Annotated in this window: 18 protein-coding genes; 9 read left to right on the top strand and 9 right to left on the bottom strand. The window is 48.3% G+C overall.

The window, feature by feature from the left end; genetic code table 11:
- Positions 1-64: 64 nt before the first annotated feature.
- The 4 genes from EH243_RS05780 to EH243_RS05765 are packed head-to-tail and all read right to left on the bottom strand — an operon-like array spanning position 65 to position 4,689.
- Positions 65-766: a hypothetical protein gene (locus EH243_RS05780; protein ID WP_241235004.1), complete on the bottom strand. Its 702-nt coding sequence runs from the start codon at positions 764-766 to the stop codon at positions 65-67.
- Positions 763-3,402 carry a PqiB family protein gene (locus tag EH243_RS05775; protein WP_126157701.1) on the bottom strand — a complete coding sequence of 880 codons (2,640 nt, stop codon included), beginning with the start codon at positions 3,400-3,402 and terminating at the stop codon, positions 763-765. Before EH243_RS05775 ends, EH243_RS05780 begins: the two co-directional genes overlap by 4 nt.
- Complete coding sequence (locus EH243_RS05770) at positions 3,399-4,061, bottom strand: paraquat-inducible protein A (RefSeq protein ID WP_126157700.1); 663 nt, start codon at positions 4,059-4,061, stop codon at positions 3,399-3,401. Before EH243_RS05770 ends, EH243_RS05775 begins: the two co-directional genes overlap by 4 nt.
- Complete coding sequence (locus EH243_RS05765; RefSeq protein ID WP_126157699.1) at positions 4,051-4,689, bottom strand: paraquat-inducible protein A; 639 nt, start codon at positions 4,687-4,689, stop codon at positions 4,051-4,053. The genes EH243_RS05770 and EH243_RS05765 overlap by 11 nt, the downstream gene beginning before the upstream one ends.
- 255 nt (positions 4,690-4,944) lie before the next feature.
- Here EH243_RS05765 and pdxH point away from each other — a divergent pair, with 255 nt between their 5' ends.
- The 4 genes from pdxH (at position 4,945) to EH243_RS05745 (ending at position 7,024) form a co-directional block, all read left to right on the top strand.
- Positions 4,945-5,598 (top strand): pyridoxamine 5'-phosphate oxidase, encoded by a 654-nt coding sequence (gene pdxH, locus EH243_RS05760; RefSeq protein ID WP_126157698.1) that lies wholly within the window; start codon positions 4,945-4,947, stop codon positions 5,596-5,598.
- Between the two features lie 21 nt (positions 5,599-5,619).
- Positions 5,620-6,303 (top strand): alpha/beta hydrolase, encoded by a 684-nt coding sequence (locus EH243_RS05755; RefSeq protein ID WP_126157697.1) that lies wholly within the window; start codon positions 5,620-5,622, stop codon positions 6,301-6,303.
- On the top strand, positions 6,304-6,771 hold the full coding sequence (locus EH243_RS05750) for an FKBP-type peptidyl-prolyl cis-trans isomerase (protein WP_126157696.1): 468 nt from the start codon (positions 6,304-6,306) through the stop codon (positions 6,769-6,771).
- A gap of 61 nt (positions 6,772-6,832) precedes the next feature.
- On the top strand, positions 6,833-7,024 hold the full coding sequence (locus tag EH243_RS05745) for a YqaE/Pmp3 family membrane protein (protein ID WP_126157695.1): 192 nt from the start codon (positions 6,833-6,835) through the stop codon (positions 7,022-7,024).
- Between the two features lie 165 nt (positions 7,025-7,189).
- Here EH243_RS05745 and EH243_RS05740 read toward each other — a convergent pair whose 3' ends face one another.
- Positions 7,190-7,447, bottom strand: a complete 258-nt coding sequence (locus tag EH243_RS05740; RefSeq protein WP_126157694.1) for a hypothetical protein — start codon at positions 7,445-7,447, stop codon at positions 7,190-7,192.
- Between the two features lie 789 nt (positions 7,448-8,236).
- On the opposite strand from EH243_RS05740, the gene EH243_RS18765 reads away from it, so the two are divergent.
- Positions 8,237-8,359 (top strand): hypothetical protein, encoded by a 123-nt coding sequence (locus EH243_RS18765; protein WP_277600697.1) that lies wholly within the window; start codon positions 8,237-8,239, stop codon positions 8,357-8,359.
- 111 nt (positions 8,360-8,470) lie between these two features.
- Here EH243_RS18765 and EH243_RS05735 read toward each other — a convergent pair whose 3' ends face one another.
- On the bottom strand, positions 8,471-9,010 hold the full coding sequence (locus EH243_RS05735) for a carboxymuconolactone decarboxylase family protein (RefSeq protein ID WP_126157693.1): 540 nt from the start codon (positions 9,008-9,010) through the stop codon (positions 8,471-8,473).
- Positions 9,011-9,149: 139 nt separating this feature from the next.
- Here EH243_RS05735 and EH243_RS05730 point away from each other — a divergent pair, with 139 nt between their 5' ends.
- The 4 genes from EH243_RS05730 to EH243_RS05715 all read left to right on the top strand — a co-directional run bounded on the left by EH243_RS05730 (position 9,150) and on the right by EH243_RS05715 (position 11,975).
- On the top strand, positions 9,150-9,737 hold the full coding sequence (locus tag EH243_RS05730) for a TetR/AcrR family transcriptional regulator (RefSeq protein ID WP_126157692.1): 588 nt from the start codon (positions 9,150-9,152) through the stop codon (positions 9,735-9,737).
- Positions 9,738-9,837: 100 nt separating this feature from the next.
- Positions 9,838-10,383 carry a hypothetical protein gene (locus EH243_RS05725; protein ID WP_126157691.1) on the top strand — a complete coding sequence of 182 codons (546 nt, stop codon included), beginning with the start codon at positions 9,838-9,840 and terminating at the stop codon, positions 10,381-10,383.
- Positions 10,384-10,600: 217 nt separating this feature from the next.
- Positions 10,601-11,518 (top strand): SPFH domain-containing protein, encoded by a 918-nt coding sequence (locus EH243_RS05720; protein WP_126157690.1) that lies wholly within the window; start codon positions 10,601-10,603, stop codon positions 11,516-11,518.
- A 1-nt stretch (position 11,519) separates the two neighbouring features.
- A complete protein-coding gene (locus EH243_RS05715) occupies positions 11,520-11,975 on the top strand; it encodes an NfeD family protein (RefSeq protein WP_126157689.1) in 456 nt (151 codons plus the stop codon).
- A 76-nt stretch (positions 11,976-12,051) separates the two neighbouring features.
- Here the strand turns inward: EH243_RS05715 and EH243_RS05710 are convergent, their stop codons facing one another.
- The 3 genes from EH243_RS05710 to bufA2 all read right to left on the bottom strand — a co-directional run bounded on the left by EH243_RS05710 (position 12,052) and on the right by bufA2 (position 14,273).
- A complete protein-coding gene (locus EH243_RS05710; protein ID WP_126157688.1) occupies positions 12,052-12,858 on the bottom strand; it encodes an HvfC/BufC N-terminal domain-containing protein in 807 nt (268 codons plus the stop codon).
- Positions 12,858-13,709: an MNIO family bufferin maturase gene (gene bufB / locus EH243_RS05705; protein ID WP_126157687.1), complete on the bottom strand. Its 852-nt coding sequence runs from the start codon at positions 13,707-13,709 to the stop codon at positions 12,858-12,860. Before bufB ends, EH243_RS05710 begins: the two co-directional genes overlap by 1 nt.
- A 96-nt stretch (positions 13,710-13,805) precedes the next feature.
- Positions 13,806-14,273, bottom strand: a complete 468-nt coding sequence (gene bufA2 / locus EH243_RS05700; RefSeq protein WP_126157686.1) for a BufA2 family periplasmic bufferin-type metallophore — start codon at positions 14,271-14,273, stop codon at positions 13,806-13,808.
- Between the last annotated feature and the right edge of the window lie 175 nt (positions 14,274-14,448).

Raw genomic sequence — 14,448 nt, 5'->3', positions numbered from 1 at the left:
GAGTAGATAAGTCGCGCTATTTTCGCGACTTATCCACTGGTTATATCGGTTGATTATATGGCTATCAGATGGGCAGGAAGGTCATTGAGGCGGCGCTCTGTACGACCCGGGTGATATTGCGGTTGGTGGTGTCGGCAATTAGCAGGGCCATCATATCTTGCAGGCTGATCATCTTGCCAAAGATGCGCTCATAACTGAGATTGCGGATGCCGTTGCTGGCGGTGCCGTTACTCAGAATATAGCGTTCACCATTGCTGTCTTTACGGTTGTTGAGCTGCCAGGAGACAGTCTCTAGGTTGCGGGCGCTGTTATACAGCTTCTGCTGATCAATCTCATCGAGGATAAAAAATTCATCTTGATGATTATAGGCCGCGTACAACATGCTGCTGATACCCGCCATTAAAGCAAACACACGATCCCCCCGATACCCTTCATCAAAGCTCAGGGTAATCGCCGCAGTACTCTTGGCACCATCGAGTTCACGGAATCCCTTGATTCGCTGATCGCTAAACAGCTGAGCTAAACGTTGTTCAACGGTGGTACCCGCTGGTGCTTTGGCCAGTTCCCGTGGATTACGTTTATAGAGCTTGATCGTAAGCTGCCGGCAGAGCTTGTGGAGCTCTTGAATATGCATATCGGTGACGCTGTCGATATCACTCTTGGCGAGGTCGCTAAGCTCAAAGTTGTTGGGGGAGTTGTTGGCACAGCCTGTGAGGAACAGCAATATTACGATGCTGCCAATCTGTAAGTGTTTGAAGAGCTTCACTGGTCGGGCTCCTGTTCATGCAGTTCAAACTCAAATCCTGAACTGACCGGCTGCAGATTATCGGCAGGGGTGCTGAAGGCAATCCCTCCCTGAACCAAGCTTTCTAGATTAGTTGTTTCTACTTTTAATCCCTTGAATAGCCCAAATTCGGCATCGATGCCACCAATATTCCAGAACTGACTGGCTTTGGTGACTAAGGCACGATAGCGCTCTTTAATATTGACGAAGAGTTTAACGGTTTGATTGTCCTCGCTGAGTGCATAGCCCGAGACATAACCGACCGGCATCCCGCGGAAGTAAATCTTACTATTGATATCAATGGACCCGAGTTGTGCTGTTTCCAAAACGATATTTAGGCCCGGTAGGTTACGTGCGGTGGGGGTTTCCGCTAATCCGGTAAAGCTCAGTTGTTGCGCGCCGTCACCGGGCAGTGCTTCGATATGATTACCGGCGATCAGTGTTTCTGGATAATCCACCCCAGACAGGTTGATACGGGGCGCGGCAATCCAGAAGCGTGAACCTTGGCGAGCCAATAAACGACCTTCTTGTGTGAGGGCAATGTGTGTTTCTGCACGGCCCTGACTATCGAGTAAGCGTACCTGTTCTACGGAACCTAGCGCGACACCTTTGAAATAGACCTTGGCGCCGACGGTAATGTTGGGCCCCGGCGGGAAGGTAACGGTGATATCAGGCCCGCCCTGTAGGGCTTTCTGTTGCTGATTGTAGAGCTTAAACAGTTGGCGAGGTTTGGCGGCCTGGCCATTATCATTGAGGTTAGCAAAGGCGATACCGCCGCGCAGTAACGTTTGCACAGACTCACTGTGGATTTTAACCCCGCGGGCGCTGAGGCTGGCATCGATACCGCTGGCGTTCCAGAACCGGCTTTGATCGGTCACCAAGTGGCGGTAGGGTTTATCGATCAGCAGGTGGATGATCACGCTGTCATCATCGGCCAACGCATAATGGCTGACGGTTCCCACCGTGAGCTGTTTGTATAACACCGGTGCGCCACTGGTTATAGAGCCAAGGCTGTCAGCTTTGACTCTAAGTGCTAACTTATCGGCGTTCTCGCGGTAGAGTAGTCGCCCCTGTTGGCTGGCGTTATCGAAGTTGCGGAACAGGTGGAATTGGTATTCCTGTGAGACCTCTTTTTGATCCTCGGTATCCGGGGTGAAAAAGGCGATACCACCATTGATGACGCTGTCGAGAGAGCCGCTATCGAGTTCAACCCCGTCTACGCCCGCAGTGACTTTGATGCCACTCTCTTCCCAGAAGCGGCTGTTATGTTTGACCAGTGAGGCATAGCGGTCTTGAATGGTGGCGAAAATTTGCACCTTGTGTCCGTTGGCGCTGAGTTCATATCCGGTCACTTCGCCCACCGGAATCTGCCGGTACATGACGGGGGAACCGTGATCGAGGGAGCCTAAACGATCGCTTTCTAAACGGATATTCAAGCCACTAATACTCGGCCTGTGCGCGGGTGGGCTATCGAGGGCGGTAAACTCAAATTGCGTTTCGCCGGTACCCGGTTGTAGTACGATCGGTGCTCCTTTGATGAGATCGCCGATATTTTGTAACCGGTTAAGGGAGAGTTTTGGGGCGGGTAGCCAGAACTGACTGCCGCTGCGTAACAGGGGCCGAGCACGGGGATCAATTAGCAGTCGAGCATTGAGCGTTTGTAGGTCTTCACTCAGTTCTAGTCGCTGTACGCGGCCGATGCGGATGCCTTCGCTGACCACTCCGGTGCCTTTATGTATCTTGGTGCGCGCGGGGAATTGAACATTGACGACAATACCGTCTTCGGCGGCCTCGAAATCGGCGAACAGATGAAACTTATGCTCTGGCGTGAGTTTGCTTTCATCCCCTGGAGGCGTGTAGAAACTGATTCCTCCGGCAATAATGGAGGCTAAGGAGCCGAAGCGAAGATCAATACGGGATAGGTTAGCTTTGAGGCTGACACCACTGGCGTTCCAAAAACGGGTGCTGTCGGTAATCAGGTGCCGGTAGGCGGGTTCGATATACAGTTCAATGCGGATTCGTTCGGCATTATTGGTTAGGCCAAAGTTAATCACTTCCCCTACCTCTATCTGGCGATAGTAGACCTTTGCCCCCCGCTGAATGGATTGGGCGGAGTCGGCCAGTAGCGATAGATATAACCCTTCGCGGTTCTTTAAGGGCGGAGGTGGTTCATTATCAGCGACAAAACTGAAATGTTCTTCGCCTTTCCCCGGTTGCAGTTCGATGTAATAGCCGGAGAGCAGGGTGTCCAAGCCTTTGACACCACTGAGTGATATTTGCGGTTTTACTAGCCAGAAGCGGCTGCCTTCGACGAGAATCTCTTCCGCCTCTTTCTCCATTTCGATCATGGCGGTGACGCTTTTGAGGTCTTCATTGAGCTTCAGGGTTTTGATCATGCCGGCAGGAAGCCCACGGTACATAACCCGTGTGACACCCGCTTCCAACCCTTCCGCGGTATCAAACTGAACCTCAATCATAATGCCGGCATCTTGGTAGCTTTTGATCACGAGCCAGCCGGCAATGATTGCCGCGAGAAAAGGCAGCAGCCATACCACTGAGGGCGCACGGTGGCGTTTTATCAATGGTTTTGCAGGGTTATCAACTTCAGGGGTGCTCATGGTGTGTCCTTTTCATCGCTGTTATCGGATGGCAAATCCGTAACGCCGTTATCCCAAATCAGTCGAGTATCAAAAATGATCGCCGAAAACATCGTTAACAATACCACCACGGCAAATGCTGTGGCGCCATCGTTGCCTTCAATATGGGCAATATTACCCAATTGCACCAGCGCCACCAATATCCCAATGACAAAGATATCCAGCATTGACCAGCGGCCAATCCATTCGATGATTCGAAACATCAGGGTTTTTTGACGTAGGTTTGTCTGCAACCGAAACTGCACTGTACATAATAAAATGGTCATGGCGATAATTTTTAATACCGGCACGACAATACTGGCGAAGAGAACCACCAAACCGATCAGCAGCATATCCTGATCTAATAGGTGGAGAATGCCGCCTAAAATGGTGCTCGGCTCTCCCTGACCAAATGATTTGAATGTCATAATAGGCAGCATGTTGGCAGGTAAAAACAGTATTACGGCGGCAATCAAACTGGCCCAGCTCAGGTTCATCGAATTGGGTACCCGGCTGTGCAAGCGGGCACCACAGCGATCGCACAACTCGCCTTCCAAACTGAGGGGGTGGAGCTTTTCACAATCGATGCAGAGCAGGTAACCGCTCTCTCGGGCGCTTTTGAAACGGGGTTTATCGGTCATCAGTCGCTCGCTTCTGCCGCCGTAGATCGATCTGATGCCAGATCTGATGAGGATTAAAAAAGACGCTGCTGAGGGTTGTGACGACAATCAGGGCGGCAAGGCTGTATAGCCCCAAACCAATATGAAGGTCGGCAATATCCTTGAGCTTGATAATCGATATCAGCACACCAAGCATAAAGATCTCCAGCATACCCCAGCCCCGCAGATGCTGATAAGCATGCATTGCCTGACGGAGTAATCGTCCCTCCCGGCGGTAATGAAGGGTAAAGCTGATATAAAACAGGATCACTTGTTGAAACAAGGGCACCACAATGGCAAAGAGTAGAATCAACAGGGCGACCAGCACGAGTCCGCCATCGAAGAGTGACAGGGCGCTTTGCAGAATAATCTCACTCTGGCTCTGGCCAAATACCTGCAAACTGAGAATCGGAAAAATATTGGCCGGAATAAACAAAATCAAACCCGCGACCGAAAGGGCGAGTAAGCGTTCAATGCTGTTGATGCTGGTGTAAAAGATACGGGCGTGGCAGCGGGGACAGATAACATCTTCGTTAGGTTTGTTTGCGACCCGTGTCATCAGCAGATCACATTCGTGACAAGCGATCAGTTGTTCAGGAGTGCCATGCATTGCGATATAAGCCGTTGCTGAAAACAGAACCTAGAGTATGCCAGATTTGTGACATTCAACCCATAGCCAAATGTTTATAGCCGCCTTTATTGCCGAGAGACGGCTAAGCCTTGTTAGCTGGAGTAGGCTTCGCGTCTATCTCCGTGATGTTGAACCCATAGTGAAGTATTATAGGCACTTACACCGTCTGCGAGTGAGGGCATCAGGCCTTCATGCAGATAAGTCCATCAGAATATGTGAGTTGTCAGGTTATCTATGAGTCAATCCGATCAGGGTGATTTTAAAGCCCTGCGCCGAGAGTATGTGGCGCAACCTCTTAACCGGCCCGATCTAGCGGCCGATCCAGTACAGCAGTTCGCTGATTGGATGCAAACCGCAACGGAATATCGGCCCGATGATGCCACATCGATGACGCTGGCAACGGCCGGTGCTTCAGGGATGCCTTCTGCGCGTATCGTACTGTTGAAACACTTTGGTGCGGATGGTTTTGCTTGGTATACCGATTATCGTAGTCATAAAGGGCAGCAGCTTGCGGAAAATCCTCAGGCCGAGCTGATGTTTTATTGGTATGGCCTCGAGCGGCAGATACGTATTCAGGGGCGGGTAGAAAAATTATCACCGGAACAGGGCCGTAAATATTTTAATGAACGCCCGGTGGGTAGCCGGATTAGTGCGGCCATTTCACATCAGAGTTCGGTGATCGATAGTCGTGAAAGCCTTGAGCAAGCGGTGATTGATCTACAACAACGGCACCCCGATGGTGATATTCCTTACCCTGAATGTTGGGGCGGATACCGTTTAATACCCACTCATTTTGAATTTTGGCAGGGGCGTGAAAGCCGACTACATGACCGTTTTAGCTATACGCTAGTGGACGAACAGTGGCAGATAGATCGACTCTCTCCTTAAAGGGTAAAGGATTTTATTATAATGACTGAACAACTATTATCCTGTGTCGAAGTTGAACCGACACAGACGGCGATGGCGAGTGTTATCTGGTTACATGGGCTTGGCGCCGACGGCCATGATTTTGAAGCGGTGGTTCCCGCATTAAACTTGCCTGATGCATTACCTGTCCGCTTTGTCTTTCCAAATGCGCCGGTACAGCCGGTTACCGTGAATGGTGGCTGGGAGATGCCTGCATGGTATGACATTCTGGAAATGACACTGGAGCGTAAGATCGATGTTGCAGGTTTGCTGCATTCCGTTAGCCAGATTAATCGCTTAATCGAACGGGAGATCGCCCGAGGCGTAGCCGCAGATAAAATCGTTTTGGCGGGTTTCTCTCAGGGCGGCGCGGTGGCTTATCATGCGGCGCTGTGTTTTCCTCAGCGGTTAGCGGGCCTACTAACACTGTCAACCTATGTTGCCACTGCCGAGCTGATTAAACAGCATCGTAGTGAGGCGAATCAGGCGCTACCGATTGCGATTCACCACGGCACAGCCGATGATGTTGTGCCTATCTCTCTTGGGCAACAGGCAAATGAACTGTTACAGCAGTTGGCATATAAACCCCAGTGGCATAGCTGGCCGGTTGATCATAGTCTTTGTCTAGAAGAGATTGAAGCGATCGGCGAATGGCTGACAACACTATTAACGATGGACACTCTTTAAATGAATATTAGTAACAACTGCTATGTTGAAATCCATTACGCCCTCTACAATACCGATCAAGAGGTGGTTGATAGTTCACGTGATGCCGAGCCTCTGCCTTATATTCAAGGCAAGGGCAATATTATCCCAGGGTTAGAACAAGCACTGGAAGGGCGTACCGCAGGCGATACCTTTACGGTCACTATCGAACCGGCATTAGGTTATGGTGAGCGCGATGAAGAGCAGGTGAGTATTATTGATGCCGAATCTTTTGCTGGCTTTGAGGGAATCCATGAAGGGATGCTCTGCCAGGTAGAGGGTGAAGATGGTGAGCCACAGCTGGTGACGATTATGAGCATCGATGAAGAGGAAGGTGAGGTGACGATCGATGCGAATCATCCATTTGCCGGACAGACGCTCAACTTCGAAGTCGAAGTGATGAGTGTTCGTGATGCGAGTGATGCTGAATTACAGAATGGTTTAGGCTAAGCCTAAGCCTATCGTCAGGGTTAAAACTTAAATGACTATCTCACTCAAAGGAGCATTATAGATGCGTTTACTCTTAGCTTTGCTGCTTCCATGGCTGCAATTTTTCACCATAGGCAAGCCTATTGCCGGCATTATCTGTCTGTTGCTGCAATTAACCCTAGTTGGTTGGTTGCCGGCGGCTATCTGGTCTGTGTATGCATTGAGTCAATACAAAACCGATCAAAAAATAGAAGCGGCTATCAGGGATAAATAATTCTCTGATCGTCTCTTTAATATCTTGAGGGGCCGCTTTTTCTCATCAAGGTTAAAAATACTGCATAGTGAATCAAACGGCCTAATCATAGGTCGTTTTTTTATTTCAGCTTCCAGCCGCCTCGAATAGTCTCTGTTGGCTAATAGCTGCTGCTATTCGCCAAGGCTAAACCTTTTCTTGCCATTCCATATCGCCAATCTGCACATTTAGCCATTCAAAGCCGATGCGCCGTGCAACGGCGGCTGCGCCATCGAGACTCTTGAACTCTCGCTCTTTTCTGGATCTTTGCAGATCTAAGGTCAGCACCTCTCCCTGCTTTGTGATGAATTTTAGGCGCCAACCCCGGGCAATAGAGACGGGTGCCGCTTGGCAGGAATCAAATACTCCAGCTTTAAATAGAAGCTTAATTTCTCTCTCTTGCATCATCAATACCTTTTTTATCGACGTTAAAAACTTATTAAGATAATTATATAACAATTATTGATTAATCAATAATTTATAAGGATGTTTTATGATTGCTAACTATATGTTTTTAAAGACTTTTTAAATTATTTTTAAGCTGTTTGTTAATGATGGGCTTTTTGGATTTAAGTTATTGATTTATATGTATTTATTTTGAATGTGCGGTGATTGTATTTTCCTATATAAAACGGAATTTATAATGGTTTTATCTATCGTTATCTAATAATGAAGTGTCATAAGTTATTACTAATAGGTAATTTTATTATTTTGTCGATTTGATTAGATATTTTGATAAATGCTAGAGCCTGTCACCAGGCAGATCAGGCAGATCAGGCAGATCAGGCAGATCAGGCAGATCAGGCAGATCAGGCAGATCAGGCAGAGGAGGCGACAAGAGTTGAAAAGATCTGAAAGGAGGTGCATCTGCGTTGTTATCGCGTGGGTAGGGATAGCCAGCGCTTATGAAAACGCTTTAATGAGATAAAAGGGGTGATATCAGGTCTTTGTCTATCGACCCTGTTATCTAATAAGCCAGGCCGGAATTGGTCTTAGAGGCCATGTTTTCTGGCTACAGCTTTGTTATATCTGATTGAGTGAATCGCGTATGAGTGTGATGGCGATGAACGTTGATTTTTGTGTTGTAGGGACTATCTTGAGTTATAGGAGTACTTATTGAGTTACATCAATATTCTCTTGCGACATCGAGAGTAATATCAGTATCAAGATAGGAACACAAAAAAGGTAACTGTTATGGATCCGTATACGTTCGAAACACTTTGGCCTAGTTTACTAGGTGTTGCCGCTATGGCTGGCGCCATGATCTGGGCGTTTATCAAAATACGCAAGCTCATGAACGAAGACAGTAAAAAGTAAAATACTGCTGGAATAGCATGATCGATATAGCAAAAAGGCCGCATGATGCGGCCTTTTTTGGGTCTGTCGTTTATCGTCGGCGGGTTTTAAGCGGCCAACGAGCGTGAACGATTATACAAAGGCCGCGAAGCGTTCATCCAGAGGGGTGTCAGCAAGATGGTTGATATAGTTGCTCATGATTTTTTGTGACAAACCTAATACGATTTCTAACAGGTGTTTAGGGCTATAACCCGCCGCGTAAAAAGCAGCAACGTCGGCTTCATCAATCTGGCCGCGATTACGCACGATCAACAAGGTTGTATCGTGAAGTGCCTGTAGCTTAGCATTTGGCATCGGTTGGCGATTACGTAGCGCAGCGGTCAATGCATCATCCACTTTCATCATCTTGGCAATGGCAGCATGGGCCGGTACACAGTAATGGCACTCATGTTCTACATTGATTGACTGCCATACAACGGTTAATTCGTCGGCATCAAATGAGCTTTCGGTAAACCACTTATGCAGCATTTGATAGGCTTCTAGTACGACAGGAGACTCTGCCATCACGCCGTGCAGACTCGGTAGCGAACCAAAGGCTTTAATGGAGTTTTGCAGCAGTGGCTGGCTTCCTTCGGGAGCAGATTCGAGGGTATGCACTTTTAAATTATTCATTGTATGAGTCCTTGGGGATTATTAGCTGGCATGAGAGAGTGATGCCTAGCAACTTGATCAACTGTTCAGGTAGTTAGATTATTTGATTTTGAACGTATGTTCAAGTTAAAATTTGATCATTCGTTCAAATAGAGGGCCAATGATGGCTAATGTTGCTAAATATAATCGTGATGACGTGATCCGTAAGGCGATGTTGCTGTTCTGGGAGAAGGGCTACAACGGGACTTCTACGCGAGATCTGCAACAGGCTATCGATATGCGGCCAGGCAGCATCTATGCCGCGTTTGGTAGCAAAGAGCAGCTCTATCGTGAAGCGTTAGTCTGTTACTCCCAAGGGATGGCGGAAATGCTTGGGCAGCGAATTGTCAGTGCGGGTTCTGCTCTCGGCGGTTTAGAGCTGTTCTTCCGCAATGTGGTGATCGATCAGTGTGATAGCAATCCTAGTGAGGTGTGTATGTTGGTTAAGACACTCACCGAGGTCAATGATGATCACCCAGAGCTGATGGAGCTGTCGCGGGAACTATTGAAACGTACCGAAGATCGTTTTGCCGATATTCTGCAGCAGGCGAAAGAGGCTGGAGAGATTGCCACACATGCGAATCCGCGCATTCTCGCAAGGCATTTACAGGTACAGATGATAGGCTTGCGAATCTATATGAAAACCAGTCGTAACCCCGAAAGCTTAAGTGAGCAGATCACCACGATATTCGCTAATATAAAACGTTAATCACTTAACTTCTGTTATCGGCGGTTATGTTGGTACTTAACGATTAGATGATTAACGTATAGTATGCTGATAGAACCCGATGCAAGGTTAAAATACTTAGATGAAACTTAAAAACAGACGATGGATTGTAGTTTTTTTTGCGGGATTACTCAGCTTATCCGTATTATCGATAACCGGTTGTCAGGAAGAGCCAGAGCCAGAGCCCGAGGCTAAACCGGTCGTGTTAACCATTGATACGACCGACCCTCAGGCGTTTGTCCGGCATATCGTGGGTGAATATTTAGTGATCACCGACCAGCTCGTATCTCAATATCAACACTTCAAAGCAGCGAAAGATACCCAGGGCTTCATCCTTTATCGCAACAATCATTGGACGCCGACGTACATTGATAGCAAGCGGAGTTATGAGAAAACACTCTTCAATCAGAAAGCTTATATTTATCGTCAGCAGCTCAATGGTTTGTTTGATCTCTTTTTTGAATTGCAAAAGCTGTCAATCTTGCTGAAGCATAGTTTGTTAAAAGAAGATTGGGGGTTAGAAGAACAAGCTATGTCTCGTATCGCCAAGGACCGGTTGCTCATGATGAAGTACCTTAAAGCGGAGGATGTCGGTAAAGGTGTCTTTCGTTCTTCCACCGATAGCTAGATGTTAGCTTCGGGCCACTTTGACGATTAACCATATGCTAGCGAATGGTTGGCGCGCATCTTCTAAGACAAGCATCGCTGTCAGCATGTTAATGGCGTATATTACGCCTCAGTGCTATTGATTCAGCGGCTAGCGTCTGCTGCAAAGTTCCGTTTTGTTTTAACGTCTGATTCTGTTTTATAGCTAAGTTTAGTCTTGAGTCAAAGGAAGAATAACTATGTATGGACTTGAAATTTCAATCGTTGTGATTGTCGTTTTTGCGTTAGCGTTGGTGTTTGCGGGTGTCAAAATGGTGCCTCAGGGGCATTGCTGGACGGTTGAGCGGTTTGGTCGTTTTACGCGCTCCCTGAATCCTGGTTTACACCTACTGATTCCTATCGTGGATGCGATCGGTTCGAAGCAAAATATGATGGAACAGGTACTGGACGTACCACCGCAGGAAGTGATCAGTTCCGATAATGCGATGGTCACGACGGATGCCGTGTGTTTCTTTCAGGTGCTGGATGCCGGTAAAGCTGCCTATGAGGTCAATGATCTGCCCCGAGCTATGCGTAATCTGGTGATGACCAATATCCGTGCGGTGTTAGGTTCGATGGAACTGGATGAGATGTTGTCCAACCGAGATGCGATCAATATCAAGTTGCTGGGTAAAGTGGATGAAGCGACCGATCCTTGGGGCATTAAGGTGACGCGTATCGAGATTCGCGATATCTCTCCACCCCAGGACTTAGTGGATTCCATGGGTAATCAGATGAAAGCCGAGCGGGATAAGCGGGCGACTATTCTGGTTGCAGAGGGTCAACGGGAAGCCTCTATTAAAGTGGCCGAAGGACAAAAACAAGCGGAAATTCTGCGTGCAGAAGGCGAATTGCAGGCAGCGATTTTGAATGCCGAAGCGCGGGAGCGGGAAGCTGAAGCCGAGGCGTTGGCAACTAAGGTGGTCTCCCAAGCGATCAGTGAAGGCAATCCGCAGGCGATCAATTACTTTGTGGCGCAGAAGTATACCCAAGCGCTGCAAGCGATTGGTGCTGGCGAGAATAGTAAGGTGGTGATGATGCCGCTGGAAGCGAGTAGCCTGATTGGCTCGATTGGCGGTATCTCTGAGCTGCTTAATACGACTAAAGCGAAAGACTGAGATGGCTGATTGGTTTAATACCCTAACCCAGTGGCACTGGTTGATTCTCGGTATCGTCCTGTTGATTCTGGAAATGCTAGGTGCCTCAGGCTTTCTAATCGGCTTGGCCGTCGCTGCTTTAGTGGTCGCGGCAGTGGTTGCATTAGGTGTGGTCGATAGCTGGTCTTATCAGTTGCTACTGTTTGCGCTGTTGGGTATCACCTTTACCGTTCTATATTGGCGCGTGTTTCGTACCTTTAACAGCCAAACTGATGAGCCATTATTAAATGATCGGGCGGCACAGTTGATTGGGCGTAAGTTTGTGCTTGAGCAAAATCTAGAGAATGGTCAGGGGCGGGTGCAGGTAGGTGATACTCTGTGGAAAGCTGAAGCCGACACCACACTGCTGGCCGGCACCAAGGTCGAGATCTATGCCAGTGAAGGCATGATGATTAAACTCCGCGCCTTAGATCATTAACGCCGATGACGCCCTAGCCAGGTAGACATCACAGTCTGACAGAGCATGATCCTTTTTCTGGGGTCGTGCTCTGGTCTTAAACGACATCGAATATTGGTGGGCTCTGCGCATCAGTTAGTTGTTGTACCCAGCCAAGCTCCAGCCAACGAAACAGATAGGTTAGCAGGGTTTCTGCTGTATTGACCGCATCGGTTTGGGCGGTGATTTCCGCGGCCTTCTCAATATCGCCTCCCTGAAGAAAACAATCCAATAATACCTGTTCAAGCGTATCCACGGACCGAAATTCGGTGAGTCTTTCAGGGTTACGCCAAATAACCCAATATTCGGTCTGTTGAGTGACATTAGGGGGTGTCCGTTCGGCTTTGATCGATTGCCATATTTCAACCACATTCATATCGGCATTAAACAGTTGCAGGCTAGGATGAAACCGAAGCTGCAGTGTCGGCCATTGTTCTGGCGGAATCTGTTGTAGGTCTGCTACCGAAACAGTGTCGCGATCGGCTGCATCAAATGAGCTGAGCAGACCCCGTTCAAAACGAGCGAGTTCGGCGATATGGGGATATTGGCTAAAGAAAGTGTCACTGCGCAGGTAATCTGGTAATCGATCACAATAGTGGCGTAGCGAGCGGAAAGTGCTGGGGTGAGCATCGATATAGCCTTCGGTCATCTGCTCGAACAGTTGATCGCCTAGATAACTGCCGAGTACGGGGTGATCATTATCGATCACCTCCCGCAGACGAATACGATAACCCGATTGATAGATCGATAAGCGTTGCCGAGCATCGAGTTGTTGATCGCCGATAATATAATCGGCAATGTCATCGTTGTTACCCAGTAGTGCTTTCATCATCTGCTGCTGGCGCAACTGTAAAGATCGTTTCATTAGCCGGCAACCTCGCGAATCAGCGGTTTGCTACTGTGTACTTCTGCGGCGATCTGACGGGCAATATTAAGCTCGTCGATCAATTGAGTGAGGGGAGGAATATTATCATCCCGTTCGATCATGGTGCTGACGGGGCCGAAGCGTTGTAAGGCTTGGCGGTAAAGCTGCCAAACGGGATCGCAGACATCATGATCATGGGTGTCGATCACATGGGTGCCGTAATCACTGTGTCCGGCCAGATGGATCTGTCGAACCCGCGCAGGGTTAACGGAATCCAAGTAGTCTTGGGCATCGAAGTAATGGTTGCGGCTGCTGACATAGATATTATTGATATCCAATAACATCAGGCAATCGGCCCGTTCCACGATTTCGTTATAGAAGGCCCATTCACTCATGACGGAGTCGGTGTAACTAATATAACTGGACACATTTTCGAGCAGTAATGGCCGGCCGAGAGTGTCCTGAACCTGTTTTATTCGCTCAACAATATGATTGATCGCCTCTTCGGTATAGGGCATCGGTAGTAGATCGTGACTATTGATACCGTCCAGACCTGTCCAGCAGAGGTGGTCTGATATCCACTCGGGCTGTACCTCATTGGCGAGTTGTTTTAAGCGTTGTAGATAGGCGTTATCTAAGGGTTCGGTTGAACCGATCGACATAGAGACACCGTGCATCACCATCGGGTAACGTTCGCGGATGGCGTGTAGGTAATATTTGGGCTTGCCGCCGGCCACCATAAAGTTTTCTGAGATGATTTCAAACCAATCGACATCGGGCTGCGTGTTGAGCACATCTTGGAAATGTGGGGTTCTTAAACCCAGCCCAAAGCCTAAATTATGGTCGGTCATAATATCTCCTGCAGAGAAAATTGAACGCCCCGAAGGACGTTCATGCGGATGTTGCTAAGGGTGTTACTTTAGGCTCGGTTTAGCTTGGCAGTTGTGTTATTTAGTGGTGCCGCCAATATCGTCACAGGATTTCTCGGTGGTCATAACAAAACCGGTACCTTTACATGAACCCTGTCCTGCACAAGCATTATCTGCTGTTTTACAATCATTATGGCCTTTACAGACATTAATGCCAAAGCACTGGGTCAGATCTGCTTTAGCGATTTGATCGCGCCAGTCATCTCGTACGTTACCACCGGCATCGGTACAGGCTTTCAGAGGCATAGTAACAAAGCCTTGTCCTTTACACGCGGACTGTCCTTTACAATCATTATCGGCTGTTTTGCAATCATTGTGTCCTTGGCAGGAGTTAACGCCATAACAATGTCCCAGTTCAACGGTGTTGCCACTAGCCATGGGGGCGCTGCTGGTGCTGGCTGAGGTTGATCCCATACAGCCGGCTAGGCCTGCGGCGGCAACAGCGATGGCTGCGCCGGAAAAACTGCTTTTAAGATTACTGTTCATTATTGTTATTCCTATCGTTAAGTAACCGCGCGATTGGCTTAATGCTGACAGTCTGATCAGCGATACGTGGCTTATTGGTCTTGTTAAAGGTTATTTGAGCAGCCTCGTTAACGCATTGGAGAGATTAATGTTTAACGGAAGCTGCACCAGTATTGATGACCAACTTGAAATCAAC

It is taken from the genome of Amphritea opalescens (assembly GCF_003957515.1).
Taxonomy (GTDB): Bacteria; Pseudomonadota; Gammaproteobacteria; order Pseudomonadales; family Balneatricaceae; genus Amphritea; species Amphritea opalescens.
This window is presented reverse-complemented; position numbering and strand designations above follow the sequence as displayed.

Bases quoted from the DNA above. Each gene is read 5' to 3' on its own strand.
- EH243_RS05775 (WP_126157701.1), bottom strand. From the start codon at position 3,402: ATGAGCACCCCTGAAGTTGATAACCCTGCAAAACCATTGATAAAACGC.
- EH243_RS05770 (WP_126157700.1), bottom strand. From the start codon at position 4,061: ATGACCGATAAACCCCGTTTCAAAAGCGCCCGAGAGAGCGGTTACCTG.
- EH243_RS05765 (WP_126157699.1), bottom strand. From the start codon at position 4,689: ATGCATGGCACTCCTGAACAACTGATCGCTTGTCACGAATGTGATCTG.
- pdxH (WP_126157698.1), top strand. From the start codon at position 4,945: ATGAGTCAATCCGATCAGGGTGATTTTAAAGCCCTGCGCCGAGAGTAT.
- EH243_RS05755 (WP_126157697.1), top strand. From the start codon at position 5,620: ATGACTGAACAACTATTATCCTGTGTCGAAGTTGAACCGACACAGACG.
- EH243_RS05750 (WP_126157696.1), top strand. From the start codon at position 6,304: ATGAATATTAGTAACAACTGCTATGTTGAAATCCATTACGCCCTCTAC.
- EH243_RS05745 (WP_126157695.1), top strand. From the start codon at position 6,833: ATGCGTTTACTCTTAGCTTTGCTGCTTCCATGGCTGCAATTTTTCACC.
- EH243_RS05740 (WP_126157694.1), bottom strand. From the start codon at position 7,447: ATGCAAGAGAGAGAAATTAAGCTTCTATTTAAAGCTGGAGTATTTGAT.
- EH243_RS18765 (WP_277600697.1), top strand. From the start codon at position 8,237: ATGGATCCGTATACGTTCGAAACACTTTGGCCTAGTTTACTAGGTGTT.
- EH243_RS05735 (WP_126157693.1), bottom strand. From the start codon at position 9,010: ATGAATAATTTAAAAGTGCATACCCTCGAATCTGCTCCCGAAGGAAGC.
- EH243_RS05730 (WP_126157692.1), top strand. From the start codon at position 9,150: ATGATGGCTAATGTTGCTAAATATAATCGTGATGACGTGATCCGTAAG.
- EH243_RS05725 (WP_126157691.1), top strand. From the start codon at position 9,838: ATGAAACTTAAAAACAGACGATGGATTGTAGTTTTTTTTGCGGGATTA.
- EH243_RS05720 (WP_126157690.1), top strand. From the start codon at position 10,601: ATGTATGGACTTGAAATTTCAATCGTTGTGATTGTCGTTTTTGCGTTA.
- EH243_RS05715 (WP_126157689.1), top strand. From the start codon at position 11,520: ATGGCTGATTGGTTTAATACCCTAACCCAGTGGCACTGGTTGATTCTC.
- EH243_RS05710 (WP_126157688.1), bottom strand. From the start codon at position 12,858: ATGAAACGATCTTTACAGTTGCGCCAGCAGCAGATGATGAAAGCACTA.
- bufB (WP_126157687.1), bottom strand. From the start codon at position 13,709: ATGACCGACCATAATTTAGGCTTTGGGCTGGGTTTAAGAACCCCACAT.
- bufA2 (WP_126157686.1), bottom strand. From the start codon at position 14,273: ATGAACAGTAATCTTAAAAGCAGTTTTTCCGGCGCAGCCATCGCTGTT.